Source organism: Glycomyces luteolus, from assembly GCF_027622875.1.
In the GTDB taxonomy this organism is placed as follows: domain Bacteria; phylum Actinomycetota; class Actinomycetes; order Mycobacteriales; family Micromonosporaceae; genus Glycomyces; species Glycomyces luteolus.
Window position 1 is genome coordinate 79,506 of sequence record NZ_JAPZVP010000019.1, and the last position, 20,460, is coordinate 99,965.

The 20,460-nt window shown below is 70.1% G+C and carries 20 protein-coding genes; 6 read left to right on the top strand and 14 right to left on the bottom strand.

The window, feature by feature from the left end:
• Positions 1-9: 9 nt before the first annotated feature.
• The 5 genes from O1R50_RS20950 to O1R50_RS20970 all read left to right on the top strand — a co-directional run bounded on the left by O1R50_RS20950 (position 10) and on the right by O1R50_RS20970 (position 6,120).
• Positions 10-1,164 (top strand): exonuclease SbcCD subunit D, encoded by a 1,155-nt coding sequence (locus O1R50_RS20950; protein WP_270112146.1) that lies wholly within the window; start codon positions 10-12, stop codon positions 1,162-1,164.
• Positions 1,164-3,596: an SMC family ATPase gene (locus tag O1R50_RS20955; RefSeq protein ID WP_270112148.1), complete on the top strand. Its 2,433-nt coding sequence runs from the start codon at positions 1,164-1,166 to the stop codon at positions 3,594-3,596. Before O1R50_RS20950 ends, O1R50_RS20955 begins: the two co-directional genes overlap by 1 nt.
• A 250-nt stretch (positions 3,597-3,846) precedes the next feature.
• Positions 3,847-4,773 (top strand): carbonic anhydrase, encoded by a 927-nt coding sequence (locus O1R50_RS20960; RefSeq protein ID WP_270112149.1) that lies wholly within the window; start codon positions 3,847-3,849, stop codon positions 4,771-4,773.
• Entirely contained in the window at positions 4,692-5,630 is a 939-nt protein-coding gene (locus tag O1R50_RS20965; protein ID WP_270112151.1) for a hypothetical protein, read from the top strand. The genes O1R50_RS20960 and O1R50_RS20965 overlap by 82 nt, the downstream gene beginning before the upstream one ends.
• On the top strand, positions 5,620-6,120 hold the full coding sequence (locus O1R50_RS20970; protein ID WP_270112152.1) for an SRPBCC domain-containing protein: 501 nt from the start codon (positions 5,620-5,622) through the stop codon (positions 6,118-6,120). The genes O1R50_RS20965 and O1R50_RS20970 overlap by 11 nt, the downstream gene beginning before the upstream one ends.
• A gap of 85 nt (positions 6,121-6,205) precedes the next feature.
• On the opposite strand, the gene O1R50_RS20975 is transcribed toward O1R50_RS20970, so the two are convergent.
• The 7 genes from O1R50_RS20975 to O1R50_RS21005 all read right to left on the bottom strand — a co-directional run bounded on the left by O1R50_RS20975 (position 6,206) and on the right by O1R50_RS21005 (position 11,831).
• Positions 6,206-6,898 carry an aggregation-promoting factor C-terminal-like domain-containing protein gene (locus O1R50_RS20975; protein ID WP_270112153.1) on the bottom strand — a complete coding sequence of 231 codons (693 nt, stop codon included), beginning with the start codon at positions 6,896-6,898 and terminating at the stop codon, positions 6,206-6,208.
• Between the two features lie 340 nt (positions 6,899-7,238).
• Positions 7,239-8,354 (bottom strand): HAAS signaling domain-containing protein, encoded by a 1,116-nt coding sequence (locus tag O1R50_RS20980; protein ID WP_270112154.1) that lies wholly within the window; start codon positions 8,352-8,354, stop codon positions 7,239-7,241.
• Between the two features lie 55 nt (positions 8,355-8,409).
• Positions 8,410-8,691 (bottom strand): hypothetical protein, encoded by a 282-nt coding sequence (locus O1R50_RS20985; protein WP_270112155.1) that lies wholly within the window; start codon positions 8,689-8,691, stop codon positions 8,410-8,412.
• 2 nt (positions 8,692-8,693) lie between these two features.
• The gene (locus O1R50_RS20990) at positions 8,694-9,023 is read right to left on the bottom strand and encodes a PadR family transcriptional regulator (RefSeq protein WP_270112156.1); all 330 of its coding nucleotides are present in this window, start codon (positions 9,021-9,023) and stop codon (positions 8,694-8,696) included.
• Positions 9,024-9,116: 93 nt separating this feature from the next.
• On the bottom strand, positions 9,117-10,583 hold the full coding sequence (gene gltX / locus O1R50_RS20995) for a glutamate--tRNA ligase (RefSeq protein ID WP_270112157.1): 1,467 nt from the start codon (positions 10,581-10,583) through the stop codon (positions 9,117-9,119).
• A complete protein-coding gene (locus O1R50_RS21000; RefSeq protein WP_270112159.1) occupies positions 10,576-11,358 on the bottom strand; it encodes a fumarylacetoacetate hydrolase family protein in 783 nt (260 codons plus the stop codon). The genes gltX and O1R50_RS21000 overlap by 8 nt, the downstream gene beginning before the upstream one ends.
• Positions 11,359-11,489: 131 nt before the next feature.
• Positions 11,490-11,831 carry a hypothetical protein gene (locus O1R50_RS21005; protein WP_270112160.1) on the bottom strand — a complete coding sequence of 114 codons (342 nt, stop codon included), beginning with the start codon at positions 11,829-11,831 and terminating at the stop codon, positions 11,490-11,492.
• A gap of 190 nt (positions 11,832-12,021) precedes the next feature.
• Here O1R50_RS21005 and O1R50_RS21010 point away from each other — a divergent pair, with 190 nt between their 5' ends.
• Positions 12,022-13,155, top strand: coding sequence for a delta-60 repeat domain-containing protein (locus O1R50_RS21010; RefSeq protein WP_270112161.1), 1,134 nt, complete (start codon positions 12,022-12,024; stop codon positions 13,153-13,155).
• A 161-nt stretch (positions 13,156-13,316) separates the two neighbouring features.
• On the opposite strand, the gene cimA is transcribed toward O1R50_RS21010, so the two are convergent.
• The 7 genes from cimA to rimO all read right to left on the bottom strand — a co-directional run bounded on the left by cimA (position 13,317) and on the right by rimO (position 20,411).
• A complete protein-coding gene (gene cimA, locus O1R50_RS21015) occupies positions 13,317-14,870 on the bottom strand; it encodes a citramalate synthase (RefSeq protein ID WP_408612774.1) in 1,554 nt (517 codons plus the stop codon).
• Positions 14,871-15,244: 374 nt separating this feature from the next.
• Entirely contained in the window at positions 15,245-15,988 is a 744-nt protein-coding gene (locus tag O1R50_RS21020) for an RICIN domain-containing protein (protein WP_270112163.1), read from the bottom strand.
• 54 nt (positions 15,989-16,042) lie between these two features.
• Complete coding sequence (pspM, locus tag O1R50_RS21025) at positions 16,043-16,837, bottom strand: phage shock envelope stress response protein PspM (RefSeq protein ID WP_270112164.1); 795 nt, start codon at positions 16,835-16,837, stop codon at positions 16,043-16,045.
• A 15-nt stretch (positions 16,838-16,852) separates the two neighbouring features.
• Positions 16,853-17,716 (bottom strand): PspA/IM30 family protein, encoded by an 864-nt coding sequence (locus O1R50_RS21030; protein ID WP_270112165.1) that lies wholly within the window; start codon positions 17,714-17,716, stop codon positions 16,853-16,855.
• A 148-nt stretch (positions 17,717-17,864) separates the two neighbouring features.
• Positions 17,865-18,299 (bottom strand): helix-turn-helix domain-containing protein, encoded by a 435-nt coding sequence (locus O1R50_RS21035; RefSeq protein ID WP_270112167.1) that lies wholly within the window; start codon positions 18,297-18,299, stop codon positions 17,865-17,867.
• Positions 18,300-18,354: 55 nt separating this feature from the next.
• On the bottom strand, positions 18,355-18,936 hold the full coding sequence (pgsA, locus tag O1R50_RS21040) for a CDP-diacylglycerol--glycerol-3-phosphate 3-phosphatidyltransferase (RefSeq protein ID WP_270112168.1): 582 nt from the start codon (positions 18,934-18,936) through the stop codon (positions 18,355-18,357).
• Positions 18,933-20,411: a 30S ribosomal protein S12 methylthiotransferase RimO gene (rimO, locus tag O1R50_RS21045; RefSeq protein WP_270112169.1), complete on the bottom strand. Its 1,479-nt coding sequence runs from the start codon at positions 20,409-20,411 to the stop codon at positions 18,933-18,935. The genes pgsA and rimO overlap by 4 nt, the downstream gene beginning before the upstream one ends.
• Positions 20,412-20,460: the final 49 nt, after the last annotated feature.

Genomic DNA, 20,460 nt, shown 5'->3' on the forward strand with positions numbered 1-20,460 from the left:
GAGCACGCCTTGCGGATTCTCCACACCTCCGACTGGCACGTCGGCGTCACCATGAAGGGCCGCTCGCGCCTCGACGAGCAGCGCGCCGTCTTCAAGCAGATGGTCGACGTGGCCCGCGAAGAAGCAGTTGATCTCGTGATCGTCGCCGGTGACCTCTTCGACACCGCCTCGCCCTCGGCCGAATCGCAGCGGCTCCTGTTCTCGGCCCTGTCCGCCCTGCGCGGCACCGGCGCCGAAGTCGTCGTCATCGCCGGGAACCACGACAACGGCAAAGCGCTTGAGGCCCTTCGGCACTGGGCCCACGCCGCCGGCATCCACCTGCGCGGGTCCCTCGGCAAAGCCGCCGACCACCTCATCACCGGTGAGACCAGCGGCGGCGAGCGCTGGCGCTGCGCCGCGCTCCCGTTCATCGCCCAGCGGCACGCCGTGCGCGCCGCCGAACTCTTCGAACTCGGCGCGGCCGGAGCCGAGGCGAACTACGCCGACCACTTGCGCCGCCTCGTCTCCGCGCTCACCCAGGACTTCACCGCCGACACCGTGAACCTCTTCACCGGGCACCTCACCGTGGTGGGCGGCAAAGTGGGCGGCGGCGAACGCGAGGTCCACACCGTCGCCGACTACGCCGTCCCCGCCGCGATCTTCCCGCCCACCACTTCGTATGTGGCCCTGGGGCACCTGCACAAGGCCCAGGCGATCACCGGTCCCTGCCCGATCAGGTACTCCGGCGGGCCGCTCGCCGTCGACTTCGGCGAAGAGGACCACACCCCGAGCGTCGCGATCGTGGACGTGGCCCCCGGCGTCCCCGCCCGCGCCCGCACTGTCCCGCTCACCGCCGCCGTGCCGCTCCAGACCGTGCGCGGCACCCTCGACCAGCTCGCCAAGGCGAAAGTGGACGAACGGGCCTGGCTGCGGGTCTTCGTCACCGAACCCGCCCGCGCCGGACTGCGCGGCGAGGTCGCCGACCTCTTCCCGCGCGCCGTCCAGATCCACATCGACCCGGTCATGCGCACCGACGACGCCAAGCCCCGCGAACGGCGCTCCGGCCGCAGCCCCGGCGACCTCTTCGCCGCCTACCTCGCCGAGCACCAGCACGACGACCCCGCCGTCACCAAACTGTTCGCCCAGCTCTACGAAGACACCCAGACCGTCACCGAGGAGGCCTGATGCGGCCCATCCGACTGGACCTCCAGGGTTTCGGCTCCTATACCGGGACCGAGACCTTCGACTTCACCGACGCGGAGTTCTTCGCGCTCACCGGGCCCACCGGCGCCGGCAAGTCCACCGTGCTCGACGCGATCTGCTTCGCGCTGTACGGCCGCACACCGCGCTGGCCGAAGTCCGCGACGCAGAACTCCCTGGCCCCTTCCTCAGTGGAGGGGCGGGTGCGGCTGGTGTTCGCCGCGGCCGGGCAGCACTATGTGGCCACGCGCATCCTGCGGCGCGACCGCAACGGCAAGGTCAAGACCACCACCGCCGCGATGGAGCAGCTGCCCGAGGGCGTGAACCCGGCCGAGGACACCGAGCTCGTGGAAGGGCTCGGCAGAGCCCTGGGCGGCAGCCCGAACGAGGTCAACGCCGCCGCCGAGCGGATCATCGGCCTGCCGTTCGAGCAGTTCACCAAATGCGTGCTGCTGCCCCAGGGCGAGTTCGCGGAGTTCCTGCGCGCCTCCTCGGCCGACCGGCGGAACATCCTGGAGAACCTGCTCGGCCACAGCGTCTACCGCGGCATCCAGCAGCGCGCCCGCACCCGCTTCGTCGACGCCGACGCGAAGCGGCAGGCGTACGAGACGCAGCTCGCCGGGATCGCGCCCGTCACGGAGGAGCAGATCCGGAACGCCGCCGAACGCGTAGAGCGCCTGGAGAAGCTCTCGGAGCCGGTGCGGGACAAGTCGAACGCGCTCGACGGGCTCGCCGCAGCGGTGGAGGCGGCGCGGCGCAGGCTCACCGAGGCGGAGGCGAACCTCGCCTCGCTCACGTACATCAAGCAGCCGTCCGGGGTCGCTGACATCGCCGCGCAGGTCGCCGCCGCGTCGGCCGCCGTCGCCGAGAAGGCCGCCGAGGTCGAGGCCACCGAGACCGAGGACGAACGACTGCGGTCCGAACTCGACGGACTCGACCTGGGCCTGATCGAGCGGCAGCTCAAGGCCTGGGCCGAACTCGCCGAGACCGAATCGAAGCTCAAGACCGGCCTCGAACTCACCGAGGAGCTGCGCGACCAGTTCGCCGAGGCGAAGGAACTCGAAGAGGCCGCCTCCGAAGAGGTCGAGATCCAGCACGCGGCGCTCCACAAGGTGCGCATGGCCGAACTCGCCGGGACCCTCAGAGCGGGACTGGAAGTGGGCGATGAATGCCCGGTCTGCGACCGTCCGGTGGAGACGGTGCCCGAACACGACCTGTCGGAGTCGATGCAGCAGGCCGAAGAGGCCTCCCGTACCGCCACAGTGGAGTACCGAGACGCGCAGGCCGCCGTGGTCGCGCTCCAGACGAAGCTCGAGAACTACGAGGAGCGCCTCACCGAACTGCAGCTCGCCGAGCGGCGGCTGAAGAAGAAGCTCGAGAACGTCCCCGAACCCGCTGCGCTGCAGCAGCGCCGGACCGACTCCGAAGAGGCCCGGCATCAGCTCGCGGGCACCGGCGCCGCACTCAAGGCCGCGCGCCGGGCGCTGCGCGAGGCCGAGAAGCGCAAGGCCGCCGTCGACGAGCGCCAGCAGCGGGCCTGGAAGGAGTTCCAGCACGCCCGCGACCAGGTCGCCGTGCTCGGCCCGCCCGCCGCCGGAGACGACCTGGCCGAGAGCTGGGAACGGCTCGTCGCCTGGGCCGAGGCCTCGCTGGAGCGCGCCGGCGCCGAACGCGAGGCCGCCCGCACCGAACTCGCGGGCCTCGACGGCCGCGCCGAGACCCTGCGAAGCGAACTCCGATTCGCCTTGGGCGAGTTCGACATCGAAGTGCCACGCAACGGCACCGGCGGCGACTACGTGGCCCGCCACGCGACCGCCGTCGAAGTCGCCCGGGCCGACGCCGTCAATCTCGACCAGGCCCGGAAGCGCCGCATCGACCTCGACGCCGAGATGCGCCGCTTCGCCGGAGAGGCACTGGTGGCCAAGGAACTCGCCAAGCACCTGGACGCGCGCAAATTCATGGAGTGGCTGCTCAGCGAGGCCCTCGATGAACTGGTGACGGGTGCGACCGTCATGCTCAACCGCATCACCGGAGGCCAGTACGACCTGGTGTACCGGGAGCAGGACTTCTGGGTGGTCGACCACCACGACGCGGACATGCCGCGACCTGCACGCAGCCTTTCAGGCGGGGAGACCTTCGCGGCATCGCTGTCATTGGCGCTCGCACTGAGCGACCAACTGGCGAGCCTGTCGCGGCACGGCGCGAGCCTGGAGTCGATCATCCTGGACGAGGGCTTCGGCACGCTCGACCCCGAGACCCTGGACGCGGTGGCGAGCACGCTGGAGGCGCTCACGCTCTCCGCCGGGCGCACCGTCGGACTCGTGACACATGTGACCGAACTCGCAGAACGCGTTCCCGTGCGGTTCCGGGTCACCAAGGACGCCAAAGGGTCTCATGTGGAGAAGACCTGGAGTTAACCCAGGTCACGGGCTCTTGACGAATTTTTGACACCCCTTTCGGGGTTCCGCGCGTCCTCGTTCTGGCAACCGCCGCGGAGCGGGAGTAGGTTCATTTCGTTGGTCCCGAGCTCCGCAGCGGCAAGCATGCCGTTCGCGTTCCGTTCGCATGCGCGCCGTCCGCGGCAACCGCGATATCCGCATATGTCGCAGGACACATGAAGCCGGTTCACCTTCTGTTGAACTTGAACGTTCAAGTACCTATTCAAACATGAGCACACTTCACATTCGCGGCAACCGCCGCGCACTTCTCACCGGTGCGGGCACGGTCGGCGCCGGCGCCCTCGCAGTCCTCGCCCTCGACGCCTGCAGTGCCGACGGCGGCGGCATCGGCGGCGAAGACGCCGCGGCCCAGACCCCGGACGTCCCCGACCTCCACGAGTTCGACTCGGCCGCGGACATCTGGGACGCCATGCTCGACGGCAACCAGCGCTGGGCCGACGGCGCGCCCGTCCACCCCCACACCGACGTCGAATGGCGCGAGTCCCTCGCCGAGGGCCAGGAGCCCTGCGCGGCCGTCTTCTCCTGCGTCGACTCGCGCGTCGGCCCCGAGCTGGTCTTCGACACCGGCGTCGGCGACCTCATGGTCACCCGCACCGCCGGGAACGTCTTCGACCCGCTCGTCTCCGAGTCCGTCTCCTACGGCCCGGCCGCCCTTGAAGCCCCGCTCCTCGTCGTCCTCGGCCACCAGAAGTGCGGCGCCGTCACCGCCGCCCACGAGGCCCTCCTCGCGGCCGAAGAGGGCACGGAACTGGAAGAGCACGAGTACGCCCTCCCCGAGACCGTCGAGGCTCTCAGGCCCGCCTACGAGGCCGCCAAGGGCGAGTCCGGCGACCCCGTCGACGCGATGATCAAGGCGAACGTCCTCCTGACCATCCAGGCGCTCAAAGAGCACCCGAACCTGGCCGAACTCGTCGCGGACGGCGAGCTCACCGTGGTCGGCGGCGTGTACTCGCTCGAGACCGGACTGGTCACCGAGGTTTCCTTAGCGGGCCGCGCAGGCGTCGACGGCGAGCAGTACGCTGGGCCGCAATCGTTCCGGAAAGCAGGTGCGCCTTGCAGATCACCGTCGACGCCTGGGACCCGTCCTTCGCGGACAACCCCGAGTCGCCCTCGCGCGCGAACCAGGCGATCGTGAACGCGGGCGTCGAGCTCGAACCCGCCGACTGGCGCCCGGTCGACGCCCCCGCCACCGGCCCGCGCCGCATCGTCGTGGTCGACGGCGTGCGCCGCATCGACGCCCGTGTCGAACTGTTCGAGAACGGCGAGCGCTGGCCGGGCGTGTGCGTCTCCTGGGCCGCCGGAGCTGTCGCCTGCGACCTCGGCGGGCAGTCCTCCCCCGAGGCCTCCGTCGTCGAAGTCGCGGTCGAACGCGGCCTGTTCGCGGCCGTCGACCCGGGCGCGGACTTCGGCCGATACCCGTTCCGCAAGGCCGAGTCGGCCGACCCGGGCGAGCTCATCGCCACCGCCCAGACCGCGATGGCCGAGCTCGAGGCCAAGGTCTCCTCGCTCGTGACCATGGAGGCCGAGCTCTCGGTCCTCGACGGCCCCCTGCGCGGGCGCACCCGCCTGCCGCATTCGGTGGGCTACATCAAGAGCCACCACCGCTCCTACCTGCAGGGCGAACTGAACGCCGTCGTCGAGCGGCTCCGTCCCGGCCAGCGCACCCCGGTCTTCCACCTCATGTCGGGCTGGCCGCGCTACACCTGGTACCTGCGGCTGCCGGGCACCTCGTCGCGGGGCTGGGCGGGCATCGCGCGGCTCGAAGCCGCCGACGAGCTGAGCGAGGAGGCGGCGATCGCGCTCGCCGACGCCACCGCCGCGGCCCTGCCGCCGCTCGGTTCCGCGGCGCACAAGGACGCGCGGGCCCCGCAGAACCTCACCCCGATCGCGGGCCTCGAACGCCGCTTGAAGCGGATGCTCGGCGACCCGCGCCTGCTGCTGCGTTCAGTGCGGGCGGCCTCCATGGAGACCACCGACGGCTATGGCGCCTGACGTCTTGGCGGACAACGGCTTCGACCAAGTCCTCCACGGCACGGCGACGCATTCGCGCCTCCTCGCGGCGCCCTCGGCCCGGGTGTGGTCGGCCTTCGCGGAGCTGCCGCTGCGCGACCGCTGGTTCCGCATCCCCGGCGAGGACGCCGTGCACGAACTCGACTTCCGCGTCGGCGGCGGCGAGAGCGCCCGGGCACTGTTCGCCCCGTCGGGCACTCCTGAGCTCGTGCAGTGGCGCTCGCACTTCTTCGACCTCGTGGAACCGAGCCGCCTCGTCTTCGGCTACGAGCTCCAGGTCGACGGCGTGCGCCGCACCGTCTCGCTGGTGACCGTCGAGCTCGCGCCTGAGGCGGGCGGGACCCGGCTCGACTACACGGAGCAGTACGCGCTCACGGCGCTCACCGGCGACGGCTCGCAGGACGAGGCGCACCTGAAGGGCAGCCTGCTGTTCCTCTTCAACCGGCTGGAGGCCGCGCTGGCCGCGTCCTGAGCGCGAGAGGCCCCGGCGCGTGGCGCCGAGACCTCTCTTGCGGGTCAGCGAACTCCGGGTCCGCTGGATTCGAGCTTATGGCGGGTTAGTACCAGCCGTTGGACTCGCTGTGCGACCAGGCGCCGCACGGGCTGCCGTAGCGGCCGTCGATGTAGTCGAGGCCCCAGGCGATCTGGGTGGCCGGGTTGGTCTCCCAGTCGTCGCCGTGGGAGGCCATCTTGTCGCCGGGGAGGGACTGCGGGATGCCGTAGGCGCCCGAGCCCTCGTTGTAGGCGGACTCGTTCCAGCCGGACTCGCGGTCCCAGAGGCTGATGAGGCAGCCGACCTCGTCCATGTCCCAGCCGGCTTCGAGGGTCATCGTGCAGCCGATGGCCTTGTTGCCGGAGTACTCGGAGCAGTCGGCGGCGATGTCGACGCTGGGGCCGCTGTCGGAGGACTCGGTGCTCTCCTCCTCGGCGGGCTCCTCGACCACGGGCTCGGGGACCTCGGCGGGCTCGGTCTTCTCGGTCGGCTCGACCGCGGCGGCCTCCTTGACGGGGAGGATGCTCTCCATCGGGGCGACCTGGTCCCACTGGTGTTCGGCGTCTCCGGCGTCGGCGACGATCTCGGCGGCGACCTGCTCCTCGGGAGTCGGGTCGTCGGTGCCGATGATCGCGGCGCTCGCGCTGCTGGCGGTGCCGACGGCGACGAGTACGGCTGCGGCGGACACGAGCACTCGCTTGCGGGCGGGGTGCCGCTGGGGGTCTTCAGCTCGGTGCCGCGCACGGGAGGAATTCATGCGGGTAAACATCGGGGCAACCCTAGGGGTACGAATGCGGCGGGCCGTACCGCTGAGTAATCACGCCAATACGGCACATCTCCACATGCGAGCGAAACTATCGGGTGCCCGTCTCGCCCGATAGCGCCGCTATCGCGCCGACTGCCCCAGCCCTCCTGGGACCCGGGAGTCCGGCGTCCTCCGAACGGCCGATTGACACCGCGCCGCCCCGGTAGATCTTCTCCGACGGAGGTCCACTGAGATCAATGTCATAAAGGACCGTTAACATGCCCGACTTGCGCCGAATGACGGAAAACCGGCCCTGCCGCGAGGCGGGGCCGGTTCGCGTTTCGAGCGGCGGCTACTTGGTCGGGTCGTCCCCCGGCGTCGGCGACACCGACTCCTCAGGGCTCGTCGTCGCCGCTTCCCCGGTCGGCGTCTCCTCCGGGCCCGAGGTCGCCTCCTCGGAAGGGGTGGCGCTCTCGGGGAGCTCGGTGGTCGGCTCCTCGCCCGGCGTCGGCGTCCCGTCGGGCATGGTCAGCTCGCTCCCCGGAACGCACAGCGGGTACTGGTAGCCGTAGCGGTCGTCGGTGCTCTCGACCGCGTTGCCGTACTGGTCGTAGTCGTACTCCTCGACCGTCGAGTCGGCGTCGAACGGGTTCTCGGCGGCGACCGGGCAGTTGTACGGATCGCCGATCCACAGCGGGTTGCCGTCCTGGTCGAACAGGTACACGCCCGTGAGCAGGTTGCCGTTCTCGTCGTAGGCGTAGATGTCGCTGATGTAGGCGTACGGGTCGCCCTCCTGCGAAGCGGTGTCGATGTACTGGACCGGGAAGTTGCCGGTGAGCAGCCAGGAGAACTGGTAGGCCGCCAGCGCGACGATCGCGACGCCTCCGGCGACCAACCAGCGGCGGCGCCTGCCGCGCCAGTCCATCGACTTGGCGCCCAGGCGCATCGAGGCCCACACGCAGACCAGCAGGACGCCGGCCATGAGCAGCAGGCCGGGGATCGACCCGAAGATCGAGAAGCCGGTGACGCCGTACTGCGCTGCCGAGAGCCAGTAGACGAACAGGGCCGCCACGATCGCGCCGCGCAGCACCCACCAGCCCGGCCGGAGGCGCTCGCGCAGCTCGGCGGCGTCGGCGTAGCCGGTGCTCGCGGCGTACCGGTCCGCGGCGCCTTTCAGCCGGCCGAGGGCCGGTGCGGCGGTCTCGGAGAGCTTGCGGCGCATGCGGGTGCCGACCGGTTCCTTGCCGACCTCGGCGGTGTCGCGCAGTTCCCGGGCGTAGGCCTCGGGGCTGCCGAGGAGGTCGCGGAGCGCGGCGCCGGGTGCGAGGTCGGCGGCGACCTCGGACAGGTGCGCGTCCAGTTCGGACATGAGGTCCTGCCGGATGTGGGTCGGCAGGTCGTTGAGGTGCCGCTCGACCGCGGCCAGGTAGGACGCGATCTCCGTGGACCGGTCGGGTGTGGTGGTCATGGTGCTGCCCTTCTTGGCTGACCTTCTTCAAGCTGCGGTGTCAGTGGCGCGAAGCTCATGATGTGTAGACCCGTCGCGACGGCGGCGCCGTTGCATAGTCCTGTTGGAACGGCTCCAGAACGGGGCTGTAGCCGAGGACCGCGGCGGCGAACCGCGCGTGGCCGCCGAGTCGCTGCTCCAGGGTCTCGCCGGGACGCAGGTCGGCGGCGACGTCGGCGAGGTGCGCGCGCAGGCCCGCGACGAGGTCCTGGCGGATGTCCTCGAGCAGGTCGTCGAGGTGGCGCTCGACCGAGGCGCGGTAGGCCGCCACGTCGTTCTGCACGGGGGTGTCGGTCATGGTCAACCTTTCGTGGGCACGTCGAACAGCACTCGCATCTTGGCGCTCACGTCCTCCCAGGCGTCGCGCGCCTGGCGGAGGTACTTCCGGCCGGGTTCGGTGAGCGAGTAGTACTTGCGGTGCGGTCCCGACTCGCTCGGCTGCACATAGGTGGACAGGTAGCCGGCGCGGTAGAGCCGCCGGAGCGTGCCGTAGACCGAGGCGTCGCCGAGTTCGTCGAAGCCCGCGGCGCGCAGCCGGTTGAGGATCTCGTACCCGTAGCCGTCCTGGCGGTCGAGGACGCGCAGCACGATGATGTCGAGCAGGCCCTTGAGCAGTTGCGATCTGTCCACGCTATCCACAGTACCATGCATTGCACAGTAGCGGAGGCATGCGAACCCGAAGCGGCCCCGTCGTCGCCGACGGGGCCGCTTCGCTTGCGCTGCTTAGAGGGAGGCGCGGGCCGCGCGCAGGCGCGCGAGGCTCACGTCCTTGCCCAGGAGCTCCATCGACTCGTACAGCGGCGGCGACACGGTCTTGCCGCTGATCGCCACCCGCACCGGACCGAAGGCCTTGCGGGGCTTGAGGCCCAGGCCGTCCACGAGCGCGGCCTTCAGGGCCTCCTCGATCGCCCCGGTCGTCCAATCGATGCCCTCGAGCGACGCGATCGAGGCGTCCAGCACCTGCGCCGCGTCGTCCTTGAAGGTCTTCTTCGCGCTGTCCTCGTCGAGCTCGACCTCGGTGCCGCAGAACAGGAACCGCAGCATCTCCACGGCCTGCGAGAGCGTCGCGCAGCGCTCCTGCACGAGCGGCACGGCCACGTCGAGCACATGCGACTGCTCAGCGGTGACCTCCGCGCCCAGCAGCCCCGCGTCCTGGAGGCGCGGCACGAGCAAGCCGATCAGCTCCCCGGCGTCGACCGAGCGGAAGTGGTCGGAGCAGATCGCGTCGAACTTCTTCTCGTCGAACCTCGCCGGGTTCGACTTCACGTCGTGCAGGTCGAAGGCCTCGAGGAACTCCGCCACCGTGAACACGTCGCGGTCGCCCGAGATCGACCAGCCGAGCGTCGCCACGTAGTTGAGCACGCCCTCGGGCAGGTACCCGGCCTCCTTGTATTGCAGGAGGTTCGAGCGCGGGTCGCGCTTCGACATCTTCTTGCCGCGCTCGTCCACGATGAGCGGCAGATGCGCGTACTCCGGCTCGGCGTCGGCGATGCCCAGCTCGACCAGCGCGCGCCACATGACGATCTGGCGCGGGGTCGAGGGCATGAGGTCCTCGCCGCGGGTCACCATGTTGACCTTCATGATCGCGTCGTCCACCGGGTTGGTGAGCGTGTACAGCGGCGAGCCGTCGCCGCGCGCGATCACGTAGTCGGGCACCGTGCCGGCCGGGGTGGTCACGTCGCCGCGCACCGCGTCGCGGAACGTGATGTCCTCGCTCGGCATCCGCATCCGGTACACCGGGTTGCGGCCCTCGGCGCGGAAGGCGGCCTTCTGCTCGTCGGTGAGGTCGCGGTCGAAGTTGTCGTAGCCGAGCTTCGGGTCGCGCCCGGCGGCGCGGTGGCGGGCCTCGACCTCCTCATTGGTCGAGAACGCCTCGTAGGCGTAACCGCCGTCGAGCAGGCGCTTGATCACGTCGGCGTAGATGTCGAGCCGCTGCGACTGCCGGTAAGGCGCGTACGGCCCGCCGATGTCGGGCCCCTCGTCCCAGGTCATGCCCAGCCACGAGAGCGCCTCCAGCAGCTGGTTGTAGGACTCCTCGGTGTCGCGCGCCGCGTCGGTGTCCTCGATGCGGAACACGAACTCGCCGCCCTTGGCCCGGGCGTACCCCCACGAGAACAGGCAGGTGCGCACCAGGCCCACGTGCGGGGTCCCGGTCGGGCTGGGGCAGAAGCGGGTGCGGACGTTACTCACTGGGAACCACCTTGTTGGACAGTGTGCCGATACCGGCGACGGAAACGGAGACGGTCTCGCCGTCCTGGATCGGGCCCACGCCCGCGGGCGTGCCGGTGAGCACCACGTCGCCCGGCAGCAGCGTCATCACCTGCGACACGTAGGCGACGATCGCGGCCGGGTCGAAGACCATGTCCTTGGTCGAGCCGAGCTGCCGCACCTCACCGTTGACCTCGCAGCGGATCTCGGTGTCGGCCATGTCGACCTGCGGCTCGGTCTCGATCCACGGCCCGATCGGGCAGAACGAATCGAAGCCCTTGGCGCGCGTGAACTGCACGTCCTGCTGCTGCAGGTCGCGGGCGGTCACGTCGTTGGCGCAGGTGTAGCCGTAGATCGCGCCCTTCGCGGCCTCGCGGTCGAGGCCGCGGGCGCCGTGCAGGCCGATCACGACGGCCAGCTCGGCCTCGTGCTCGACCTGGTCGGACACGGCCGGGAGCCGGATGAGCTCGCTCGGGCCGATCACCGAAGTGGACGGTTTGAGGAAGAGCAGGGGCTCCTTGGGAACCTCGTTGCCGAGTTCGGCGGCGTGGTCGGCGTAGTTGCGCCCCACGCAGACCACTTTGGACGGGAGGATCGGGGCGAGCAGCCGCACGTCCTCGAGCGCCCAGCGCTGGCCGGTGAGCTTGATCTGCGCGAACGGGTGGCCCTCGATCTCGGCGGCGGTGGCGCCGGGCCCCTCGCCTTCCAGGACGGCGAACGACATGCCGGTCGGTTGAGCGATCCGCGCGATCCGCACAGTCGGCCCCTCTCTGAGACTGGTTTGAGCTTGCGGCCTCAGCTTAGTTCGGGGTCGGGGCGCGGTCGACGCACTATGGGGCGGAGCCCGGTCAAATCACGCTGCCGCGCGAGCGCGGCCAGTGCAGCGCGCTAGCGCACGAGCAGGAAGATGCCGCCGATGAGGGCGGAGCCGACGAGCGCGCCGACGACGATGCCCATGCCGAGGCGGCGGACCTTGCCGAACATGCTGATGAAGAAGCCCAGCACGCAGGTCAGCGGCGCGGCCACGAGCAGCGACAGGGCCGTCGCACCGAAGCGGACCTTGAGGGTCTCGCCGAGGTCGCCCACGAGCACGAAACCGAACGCGAAGGCCGCGATCACCAGGATCACGAGGCCGAGGAGGAAGCCGGACATGAAACGGCGGCGCCCATACACGGCCGAATCCGCGGCCATGGCCGCCGCGCGGGCACGATCGGTCTTGTAGGAAGTCACACGGCAACTCTAGTACGGCTTCACCAACCGCGCGGTCACGGCATTCACCCGGCGCCGGGGCCCGCACGCGCGCCAGGTGACGTCTCCTTTGGAAAACGCCGAGCCGCGGCGAAACGGGTTCAGGGCGTGACGCGCCGCCGTGAATGCCTCAAGCGCCGCATCCTGCGTGCAAGACTGCCGTATGCGCCGTTTGACCACACTCTTCGTACTGCTCGGGGCCCTGTTCATCGCGCAGGCGCCCGCCGGAGCGATCGATTCCAACCTGCCGCAGTCGTCCGCCTCGTTCAACGACGAGGTCTACAAGGTGGACTACCACGGCGACATCGTCTACTCGGGCGGGGTATTCACCCGCGCCCGCAACACCGACGGCACCTTCGCGAGCCGCACCTATCTGGCGGCCGTGAACTCGGCCACGGGGGCGCTCCTGCCGTTCGCGCCGGTCCTCAACGGACCGGTCCACGAAGTCAAGACCGGCGGCGACTACCTGTACGTCGCCGGGAAGTTCACCGAGATCAACGGCGTCGCCCGCTCCCGCGTGGCCCGCTTCCGGCTCGACACCGGGGAACTCGACACGACCTGGAACCCGAGGCCCTCGGCCACCGTGTACGCGATCGAGCCGATCGGCTCCACGGTCTACCTGGGCGGCACGTTCAGCAACGTGAGCGGCTTCGCCCAGCCGGCGCTCGCGGCCGTCAGCGCCGCCGACGGCGCGCCCGTCACGGGATTCACGCCGAAGGTCGCCGAGGGCGCGGTCCGCGACCTCCAGTACGGCCACGATCGCCTGTACGTCGCGGGGGCGTTCACGATGATCGAAGGCGAGAAGAAGTACGGGAAGCTCGGCGCGGTCAGCCCGTCCACGGGCGCGGTCGACCCGACGTTCGAGTCCAAGGTGTACGTCCTGACCCGCGAGATCGAGGTCGCCGGGGACCGCGTCTACGCGGCGCTCGACGGGCGCGGCGGCGAGGTCCGGGCGCTCACGCGCAGCGGCGCGACGCTCTGGTACCAGGCCGTCGACGGCGGCATGCAGACCGTCGAGGTCTGGGGCACCACCGTCATCGGCGGCGGCCACTTCGACAAGGCCTGCGTCACCAACCACGCCGGTCCCCAGGGCCAGTGCGTGGACGGCGTTCGCGCCCAGCGCGGGAAGCTCCTCGCGGTCGACATGAACGGGAAGCTGCTGGACTGGAACCCGGCCGCGAACGGCATCATCGGCGCCTGGGACGCGACCGCGAACCCGTCGGGCGCGAACCTGACCGTGGGCGGCTCGTTCACCACCTTCGGGAGCGGCACCCATGTGCAGAAGCGCTTCGCGGTCTTCGACTAGCGGGGCGACGCCAAAGGGCCCGACACCTCACGGTGTCGGGCCCTTTTTCACTGCCTGCCGCACGATCGGCGCGGTTCAGGCGCTGGCCCGGTCTCGTGGACCGGGCCGTGCTGGTGCCGCGCGGCGCCGCTGGTGGGACGCCGCACGGGGTCGGTAGGAGTTCAGGTCTTCGAGTGCCCGCGGCGGTTGAGGCCGTACGCGAGGCCGTCGGCCAGCGCGTTCCAGGAGGCCTCGATCAGGTTGGGGGCCACGCCGACGGTGGTCCACTCGGATTCGCCGTCGCTCATGGAGACGAGGACGCGCGTGACCGCGTCGGTGCCCTTGGACCCGGCGAGGATGCGGACCTTGAAGTCGGAGAGCGTGAGCTCGGCCAGGCGCGGGTGGCGGGCGGCCAGGGCGCTGCGCAGGGCCGCGTCGAGGGCGTTGACCGGGCCGTTGCCCTGCGCGGTGGCGATGACGCGTTCGCCGTCCACGTCGAGGCGCACGGTCGCTTCGGCGACAGTGACCGCGGTGGGGTCGTGGTCGACGATGACGCGGTAGGTGTCGAGTTTGAACGGCCGGGGGAGGCCGCCTTCGACTTCGTCTCGGACGAGCAGTTCGAAGGACGCGTCGGCGGCCTCGAAGGACCAGCCTTTGGACTCGAGTTCCTTGACGCGCTTGGTGATGCGGTCGAGGGCGGCTTTGTCGCCGGAGAGGTCGATGCCGAGTTCGCGGCCCTTGAGTTCGACGGAGGCGCGGCCGGCCATCTCGGTGACGAGGATGCGCATGTCATTGCCGACCACGGCGGGGTCGACGTGGTTGTACAGGGCCGGGTCGGCCTTGATGGCGGAGGCGTGGATGCCGGCCTTGTGCGCGAACGCGGCGTGCCCGGTGTAGGGGGCGTGCTCGTCGGGGATCATGTTGGCGATCTCGGCGATCGCGTGGGAGATGCGGGTGAGCTGCTCGAGGCCGCCCTCGGGCAGGACCTTGAGGCCGAGTTTGGTCTCGAGGTTCGCGATGACGCTGAACAGGTTCGCGTTGCCGGGGCGTTCGCCGTAGCCGTTGGCGGTGCCCTGGACGTGCATGACGCCGGCCTGGACGGCGGCGAGGGTGTTGGCGACGGCGCAGCCGGTGTCGTTCTGGGCGTGCATGCCGAGTCGTACGCGCTCGCTCGGGAGGACCGCTTCGAGGCGGGTGCGCAGGTCGGTGACCACGGTGGTGATGTCGGAGGGGATGCTGCCGCCGTTGGTGTCGCACAGGACGACCGCTTCGGCCCCGGCTTCGAGCGCGGTGCGGACGACGAGGCTGGCGTATTCGGGGTCGTGGCGGAAGCCGTCGAAGAAGTGCTCGCAGTCGATGAAGACCTGTCGGTCGTGCTCGCGGCCGGTGCGCACCGAGTCGGCGATCATCGCGAGGTTCTCTTCGGGGGTGGTCTTGAGGGCCTGCTCGACATGGCGCATGTCGGACTTGGCGACCAGGCAGAGCACGGGGGCGCGCGAGTCGAGGAGGGCCTGGAAGCCCGGGTCCTCGGCGGCGCTCGAACCGGCGCGGCGGGTCATGCCGAAGGCGACGAGCTTGGCGTGCTTGAAGTTCAGTTCTTCGGCTGCGCGGGCGAAGAACTCCGTGTCTGAGGGGATCGCGCCGGGCCAGCCGCCCTCGATGTAGTCGACGCCGAGCTCGTCGAGGAGTTCGGCGACGGCGAGCTTGTCGGCGACGGAGTAGCGGAGGCCCTCCATCTGCGCGCCGTCACGGAGCGTGGTGTCGAAGACGTGGAAATCCCCGCCGCTCTTCGCAGGTTCGCTGCCCGTTTGCGGATCTGGTTGCGTCACTTGGTGCTCCAGGTTTCTGTACTTATCGGTCCGGCCGCCGCGGGGCCTACCTGAACGTTCGTTTGCCCTGAACGAAAAAGACCCCCTGCGGGCGCAGGAGGTCTGGCGTTCGGCGGGGGCATCTAACGACGATGCTCCGCGGAACGCCCGCAGCTAATCACGAGCTGGAAGGTCACGAAAAGTAGTATGCCACCGGCGGTGGTCGCGAGCCATCATTTCCCATATCCTGGGATTCAGTGTGTCGCGTCGTTTCGGGCCGAGCGCTTGCGCGCCTTGCCCTCTCACCAGTCCGCTCGCAGCACGCGGCGGCGCTGCCACCACAGCATGAGGGCCGCGCCCCCGGCGAGCGCCACGGCGCCGGCGCCGATTCCGATGCCGAGGCCGGCGCCGGTGGTCGGGAGGGCCGGCTTCGGTGAGGCGGACTCGGCGGCGGCGGCAGCAGCAGCAGAAGCCGGTGATTCGGCTTCGAACGACGGATCGGGCACCGGCGTGATCTCGTTCGGCGGCGGCGTGGCGGTCCCGGACTCGGTGAGCCATTCGTGGAAGTGCATGCTGTCGCTCGGGTCCTCACGGACGGCCAGCACCTCGGCGCCCTCGACGGCGTCGGAGCGCTCGTGCAGCCCCAGGAGGTAGTCCCCCGGCGCGACGAAGCGGAAGTCCCGGTGGCCGGGGTTGTCGTAGACGATCGTCCAGCTGTGCGCGTCCGCGCAGTCGGCGAGCGACACGTGGGCGGTCGCACCGCCGCCAGTGTCGGCGACGAGGCACTGCCCCGAGCCCCGGTGGATGATCTGGTACTCGCCGAGGTCCTGCATGTCCGCCTCGTCACCGCCGAGCTCCCAGAGGTCGCCCTCATCGGTGAGCCGCGGGACCCCGTCGACCACCGCCATCGGCAGGTCCGGGTGGTCCTTGAGGAACAGCTTGACTCCGCCGTCGGGCACAGGCACGGACTGGGCGTGAGCGGGAGCGCCGACGGCCAGCAGGATCGCGGCCGAGACCGCGGCGGCATTGAGCAGAAATGTCTTCATCGCTGAATTACATCAAATGAGACAAACTTACCTTTAGGCCCATAAGGACGGCGGTCAGCCGGCCGCCGGAGGCCCGACGCTCCCGCGGATCTCGCTCGCGGCGTCTCCGGCCGCCCGCAAGCGGTCCGCGGCATCGGTGAGCAGGTCCAGCGTCTCGTCCGAGTGATGCGCCGACAGCGCCTGCTGCAGGCCGATCGAACCCGCCAGGCACTCCCCCGCCGCGCTCACCATGTCCTCATAGGCGGCCACGCCGGTCTCGAGGCGCTCCACCATGCGGTCCAGATTCGCGCCCAGACCGGCGCGCTTGACCTCAGGCGCGATCGCGATCGCCGCCTCGACGTCCTTGACGCCCAGCGCGAGCCGGTACAGCTCCCGCCCGGCCTTCGACGCCCCCGCGAGGATCGCGACCGCCTCGTCGTTCCCTTCGAGGCGCTTCGCCATCTGCTCCGCGGCGACCGACGCCCGCTCCAGCCGCTCGTACGGCTGCAGCGCCCGGCTGCGGCGGAACTGCGCCCGGATGCGCCCGCGCCGGATGGCCTCGGCCGTCTCACCGAACAGGCCGCGCGCCTCCTTCGAGAGCTGCGCCGGACCGTGCAGCTCCAGCGACGCCCGGTCAGCGGCCGGGATCGCTCGCGCGAGCCGTCGGTAGTCGAGCCAGCGGACCACCGCCATCGCCGTCGAGAACCCCGCCACCGTCACCCAGATCCCGTCCGGCGCCCCCAGACCGGCATAAGGCACGAAGAAAGCGCTGCCAGCGGCAGCGCCTCCCGCGGTCGTGGTCCAGGACTTGGCGGAGGACAAGCGGGAACGCAGGCGCTTCAGTACGCGCTTGCGGTCCTTCGCGTCCACCGTCGGCCCCCCAGGTCAGCTCTTGGTCGTGTCGGCCTCAGGCTCGGCCGTGCCCTCGTCGTTGCCGAGGGACGCGCGGATGTCAGCGAGGCGGGCGTTCGTGACCGACTCCTTCGACTCGATCGCCGGGCCCCCGGTCTTGCCGCCGGAGAGCTGCTCGCCCTCCAGCGAAGCGCGGATCTGGTCAAGGCGCGAGGCGCCGGCCATGTCCCGCGTGGCGCGGTTGACCTCGAGGAGGCGGCCCTCCACCGAGTTCGAGGCGAGCTCGGCGCGGCCCATCGCGCTCGCGTAGCGGCCCTCGATCTTGTCGCGGATCTCGTCGAAGTTCGGCACGTTGCCGGGGGCGGCGGTCTGCGACATCGACTCGAGCGAGGAGGCGATCGTCTCCTGCATCTTCGCCTGCTCGAGCTGGCCGAGCAGCTTCGTGCGCTCCTGGAGCTTCTGCTGCAGGATCATCTGGTTGTTCTCGACGGCCTTCTTGGCCTGGTCCGCAGCGGTGAGCGCCTGGTCGTGCATCACCTTCATGTCCTCGAGGGACTGTTCGGTGGAGACCAGCTGACCCGCGAGGATCTCAGCGGTGGACTCGAACTGCTGCGCCTTCTGCTCGTCGCCCTCGGCACGGGCCTTGTCCGAGAGCACCAGGGCCTGGCGGGCCTGCGCCTGCAGACGCTCTACTTCGGCCATCGAGCGGTTGAGCTTCATCTCCAGCTGGCGCTGGTTCCCGATCACAGAAGCGGCCTGCCCCACCAACGCCTGGTGCTGCTTCTGCGCTTCCTCGATCGCCTGCTGGATCTGGATCTTGGGGTCGGCATGCTCATCGATCTTCGCACCGAAGAGCGCCATCATGTATTTCCAGCCCTTGACGAACGGATTGGCCATTATCGGGGTCCTTCCGGTGCTCCTTGGCGAAGCTTGCGAGCCATAAATGTGTTCAGCAACGCCGACATGCCTCTAGTGTCGGACATCGGCGCCACACGCGTGGGACAGGGTGACGCCTCAATCGCCAAAACTACATCATCGGCGGTTTTCAGGCCGCCGCGCGGACCACCGAATCGGTCACCTCGCCACGCCGGTGCCGAGACCGGACCTGCGCGATCGAAGCGGGCGCGGCCGAGAGGGCACGACGGCGTCGCGCGGCCTCCTCCAGCACCTCTTTGGAGGGCGCCGCCTTGTCCCGCGGCAGCGGCAGCACCGCGACCTGACGGCCCTGAGACGACTCGTCACCGCGCTCATGGACGGCGACCTCGCGCGAGACCTCCGCCAGCACCTCGGACAGGCGCACCTGCAGCGCCCCGCACACCGAGGCCAGCAGCTCGCTCGAAGGCTCCTTGTGGCCGCGCTCGATCTCGGAAAGATAGCCCAGGCTCACATTGGCCTGCTTCGACACGTCCCGCAACGTCCGCTTCTGCGCGCGGCGTCGGCGCCGCAGGGTCTCTCCCAGCAGTTCCCGCAACAACACCATAGGATTCTCCTCCGCGCCGCGATAGCTCACATGAGCTTAGGTGGGTCCAGCAAGCCTATCTCGTCCGGTTCGGCTCGCTCTTCTTCGTTTTGAATGCTTTCCAGAGGTAATCCATTCCCGTCACCACCGTGAGCACCAGCGCAGCCCCCATCAACCAGGGGCCCACGGCGTCAAGCGGCGAAGGCCACGGCCACAGGTACCAGGCCACGGCCGTGATCTGCAGGACCGTCTTGAGCTTCCCGCCCCGGTCCGCCGCGATCACCGTGCGGCGGAGCACCGCCATCCGCAGCGCCGTGATCCCCAGTTCACGCACGAGGATGACCACCGTCACCCACCACGGCAACGCGTCGTAATAGCTCAGCAGGACCAGCGAGGTCCCGATGAGGACCTTGTCCGCGATCGGGTCCGCGAGCTTCCCGAAATCGGTGACGAGGCCTCGCGAGCGCGCCAGCCAGCCGTCCACGAAGTCGGTCGCGGAGATGAAGACGAACAGCGCGCAGGCGGCCATCCGCCAACCCGGGTGCTCGAGCCCCGAGAGGACCACGAACACCGCGAAGACCGGCACCAGGAAGATCCGGGCCACCGTCACCACGTTCGCGATGTTCCACGGCGAGACCGGCCGATCCTCAGTGGTCACCAGGCCTCCTCGACGATCTCCGCCACGAGGTCGACACCGTTCGAGTCGATCACCTTCGCCGTCACGAAATCGCCGACCTCCAGGCCCTCGACCTCGCCCACCAGCGCGATCGTGCCGTCGACCTCCGGCGCCTGGTGGGCGCCGCGGCCGTCCACGCCGTCGTCCTCCACGGACTCGACCAGGACCTTCATGACCTCGCCGACACGCTCGGCGGCGCGCTGGCTCACGAGCTCGTCGACGAGCATGGCGACGCGGGTGTGCCGCTCCGAGACGACGTCCTCGTCCACGTGCCCGTCGAGGTCCACCGCTTCGGTGCCGTCCTCGTCGGAGTAGGCGAACACGCCGGTGGAGTCGAGGCGGGCCTCCTCGAGGAAGCCCATGAGCTCCTCGACGTCCTCCTCGGTCTCGCCGGGGAAGCCGACGATGACGTTGGTGCGGGCCCCGGCGAGCGGGTCGACGTCGCGGATCTGCTTGAGCAGCGCCAGGAAGTTCTCGGTGGAGCCGAAGCGGCGCATCCGGCGCAGGACCTTCGCCGACGAGTGCTGGAACGAGAGGTCGAAGTACGGCACGACCTTGTCGGTGCGCTGCATCGCCTCGATGAGGCTCGGGCGCAGCTCGGCGGGCTGCAGGTAGGAGAGGCGGATCCACTCGATGCCGTCGATGGCGGCCATGCCCTCCAGGAGGTGCTCCAGCGCCTGGGAGTCGGCGAGGTCCTTGCCGTAGGAGGTGGTGTTCTCCGAGACGAGGTTGAGCTCTTTGACGCCTTCGGAGGCGAGCCAGGCGGCCTCGGCCAGGATCTCCTCGGGCGTGCGGGAGACGAAGGAGCCGCGGAAGGACGGGATCGCGCAGAAGGTGCAGCGCCGGTCGCAGCCGGAGGCGAGTTTGAGGTTCGCGACGGGGCCGTCGGTGAGGCGCTTGCGCACGACCGCGAGGTGCTGCGGGGCGCCGGCTTCGAGGACCGCGCCGTCGGCCTGCGCGGCGCGGGAGTGGCCGGGGATGACGGCGGCGGCGCTCTGGCGCGCGGCCGGGGCCAGCGGCAGGAGCTTGCGGCGGTCGGAGGGCTGGTGGGATTCGACCTTGCGCCCGGCGAGGATGTCGTCGAGGCGGGCGGCCATGTCCGGGTAGTGGTCGAAGCCGAGCACGGCGTCGGCCTCGGGCAGGCTCTCGGCCAGCTCCCTGCCGTAGCGCTCGGCCATGCAGCCGGTCGCGACGACCTTCGCGCCGGTCGAGGAGGCGTCGAGGAGGACGTCGATGGACTCGGTCTTGGCCTGCTCGATGAAGCCGCAGGTGTTGACCATGACGACGTCGGCGTTCTCGCCGTCGTCGCTGATGCGCCAACCACCGGCGGCGAGGCGGGCGGCCAGCTCCTCGGAGTCGGTCTCGTTGCGGGCGCAGCCGAGCGTCAGGAGCGCGACGCTCTTGCCGGCCTCGCGTGCGGTCGATTCCTCGGAACGGGTCGAATGAGCTGCAGACACCAGGAAAGCGTACCTACCGACGGGCCGCGACTGCCCCCGGCGGCGGGAC

Bases quoted from the DNA above. Each gene is read 5' to 3' on its own strand.
- O1R50_RS20955 (WP_270112148.1), top strand. From the start codon at position 1,164: ATGCGGCCCATCCGACTGGACCTCCAGGGTTTCGGCTCCTATACCGGG.
- O1R50_RS20960 (WP_270112149.1), top strand. From the start codon at position 3,847: ATGAGCACACTTCACATTCGCGGCAACCGCCGCGCACTTCTCACCGGT.
- O1R50_RS20970 (WP_270112152.1), top strand. From the start codon at position 5,620: ATGGCGCCTGACGTCTTGGCGGACAACGGCTTCGACCAAGTCCTCCAC.
- O1R50_RS20975 (WP_270112153.1), bottom strand. From the start codon at position 6,898: ATGAATTCCTCCCGTGCGCGGCACCGAGCTGAAGACCCCCAGCGGCAC.
- O1R50_RS20980 (WP_270112154.1), bottom strand. From the start codon at position 8,354: ATGACCACCACACCCGACCGGTCCACGGAGATCGCGTCCTACCTGGCC.
- O1R50_RS20985 (WP_270112155.1), bottom strand. From the start codon at position 8,691: ATGACCGACACCCCCGTGCAGAACGACGTGGCGGCCTACCGCGCCTCG.
- cimA (WP_408612774.1), bottom strand. From the start codon at position 14,870: ATGGAGGGCCTCCGCTACTCCGTCGCCGACAAGCTCGCCGTCGCCGAA.
- O1R50_RS21020 (WP_270112163.1), bottom strand. From the start codon at position 15,988: ATGAAGACATTTCTGCTCAATGCCGCCGCGGTCTCGGCCGCGATCCTG.
- O1R50_RS21030 (WP_270112165.1), bottom strand. From the start codon at position 17,716: ATGGCCAATCCGTTCGTCAAGGGCTGGAAATACATGATGGCGCTCTTC.
- O1R50_RS21035 (WP_270112167.1), bottom strand. From the start codon at position 18,299: ATGGTGTTGTTGCGGGAACTGCTGGGAGAGACCCTGCGGCGCCGACGC.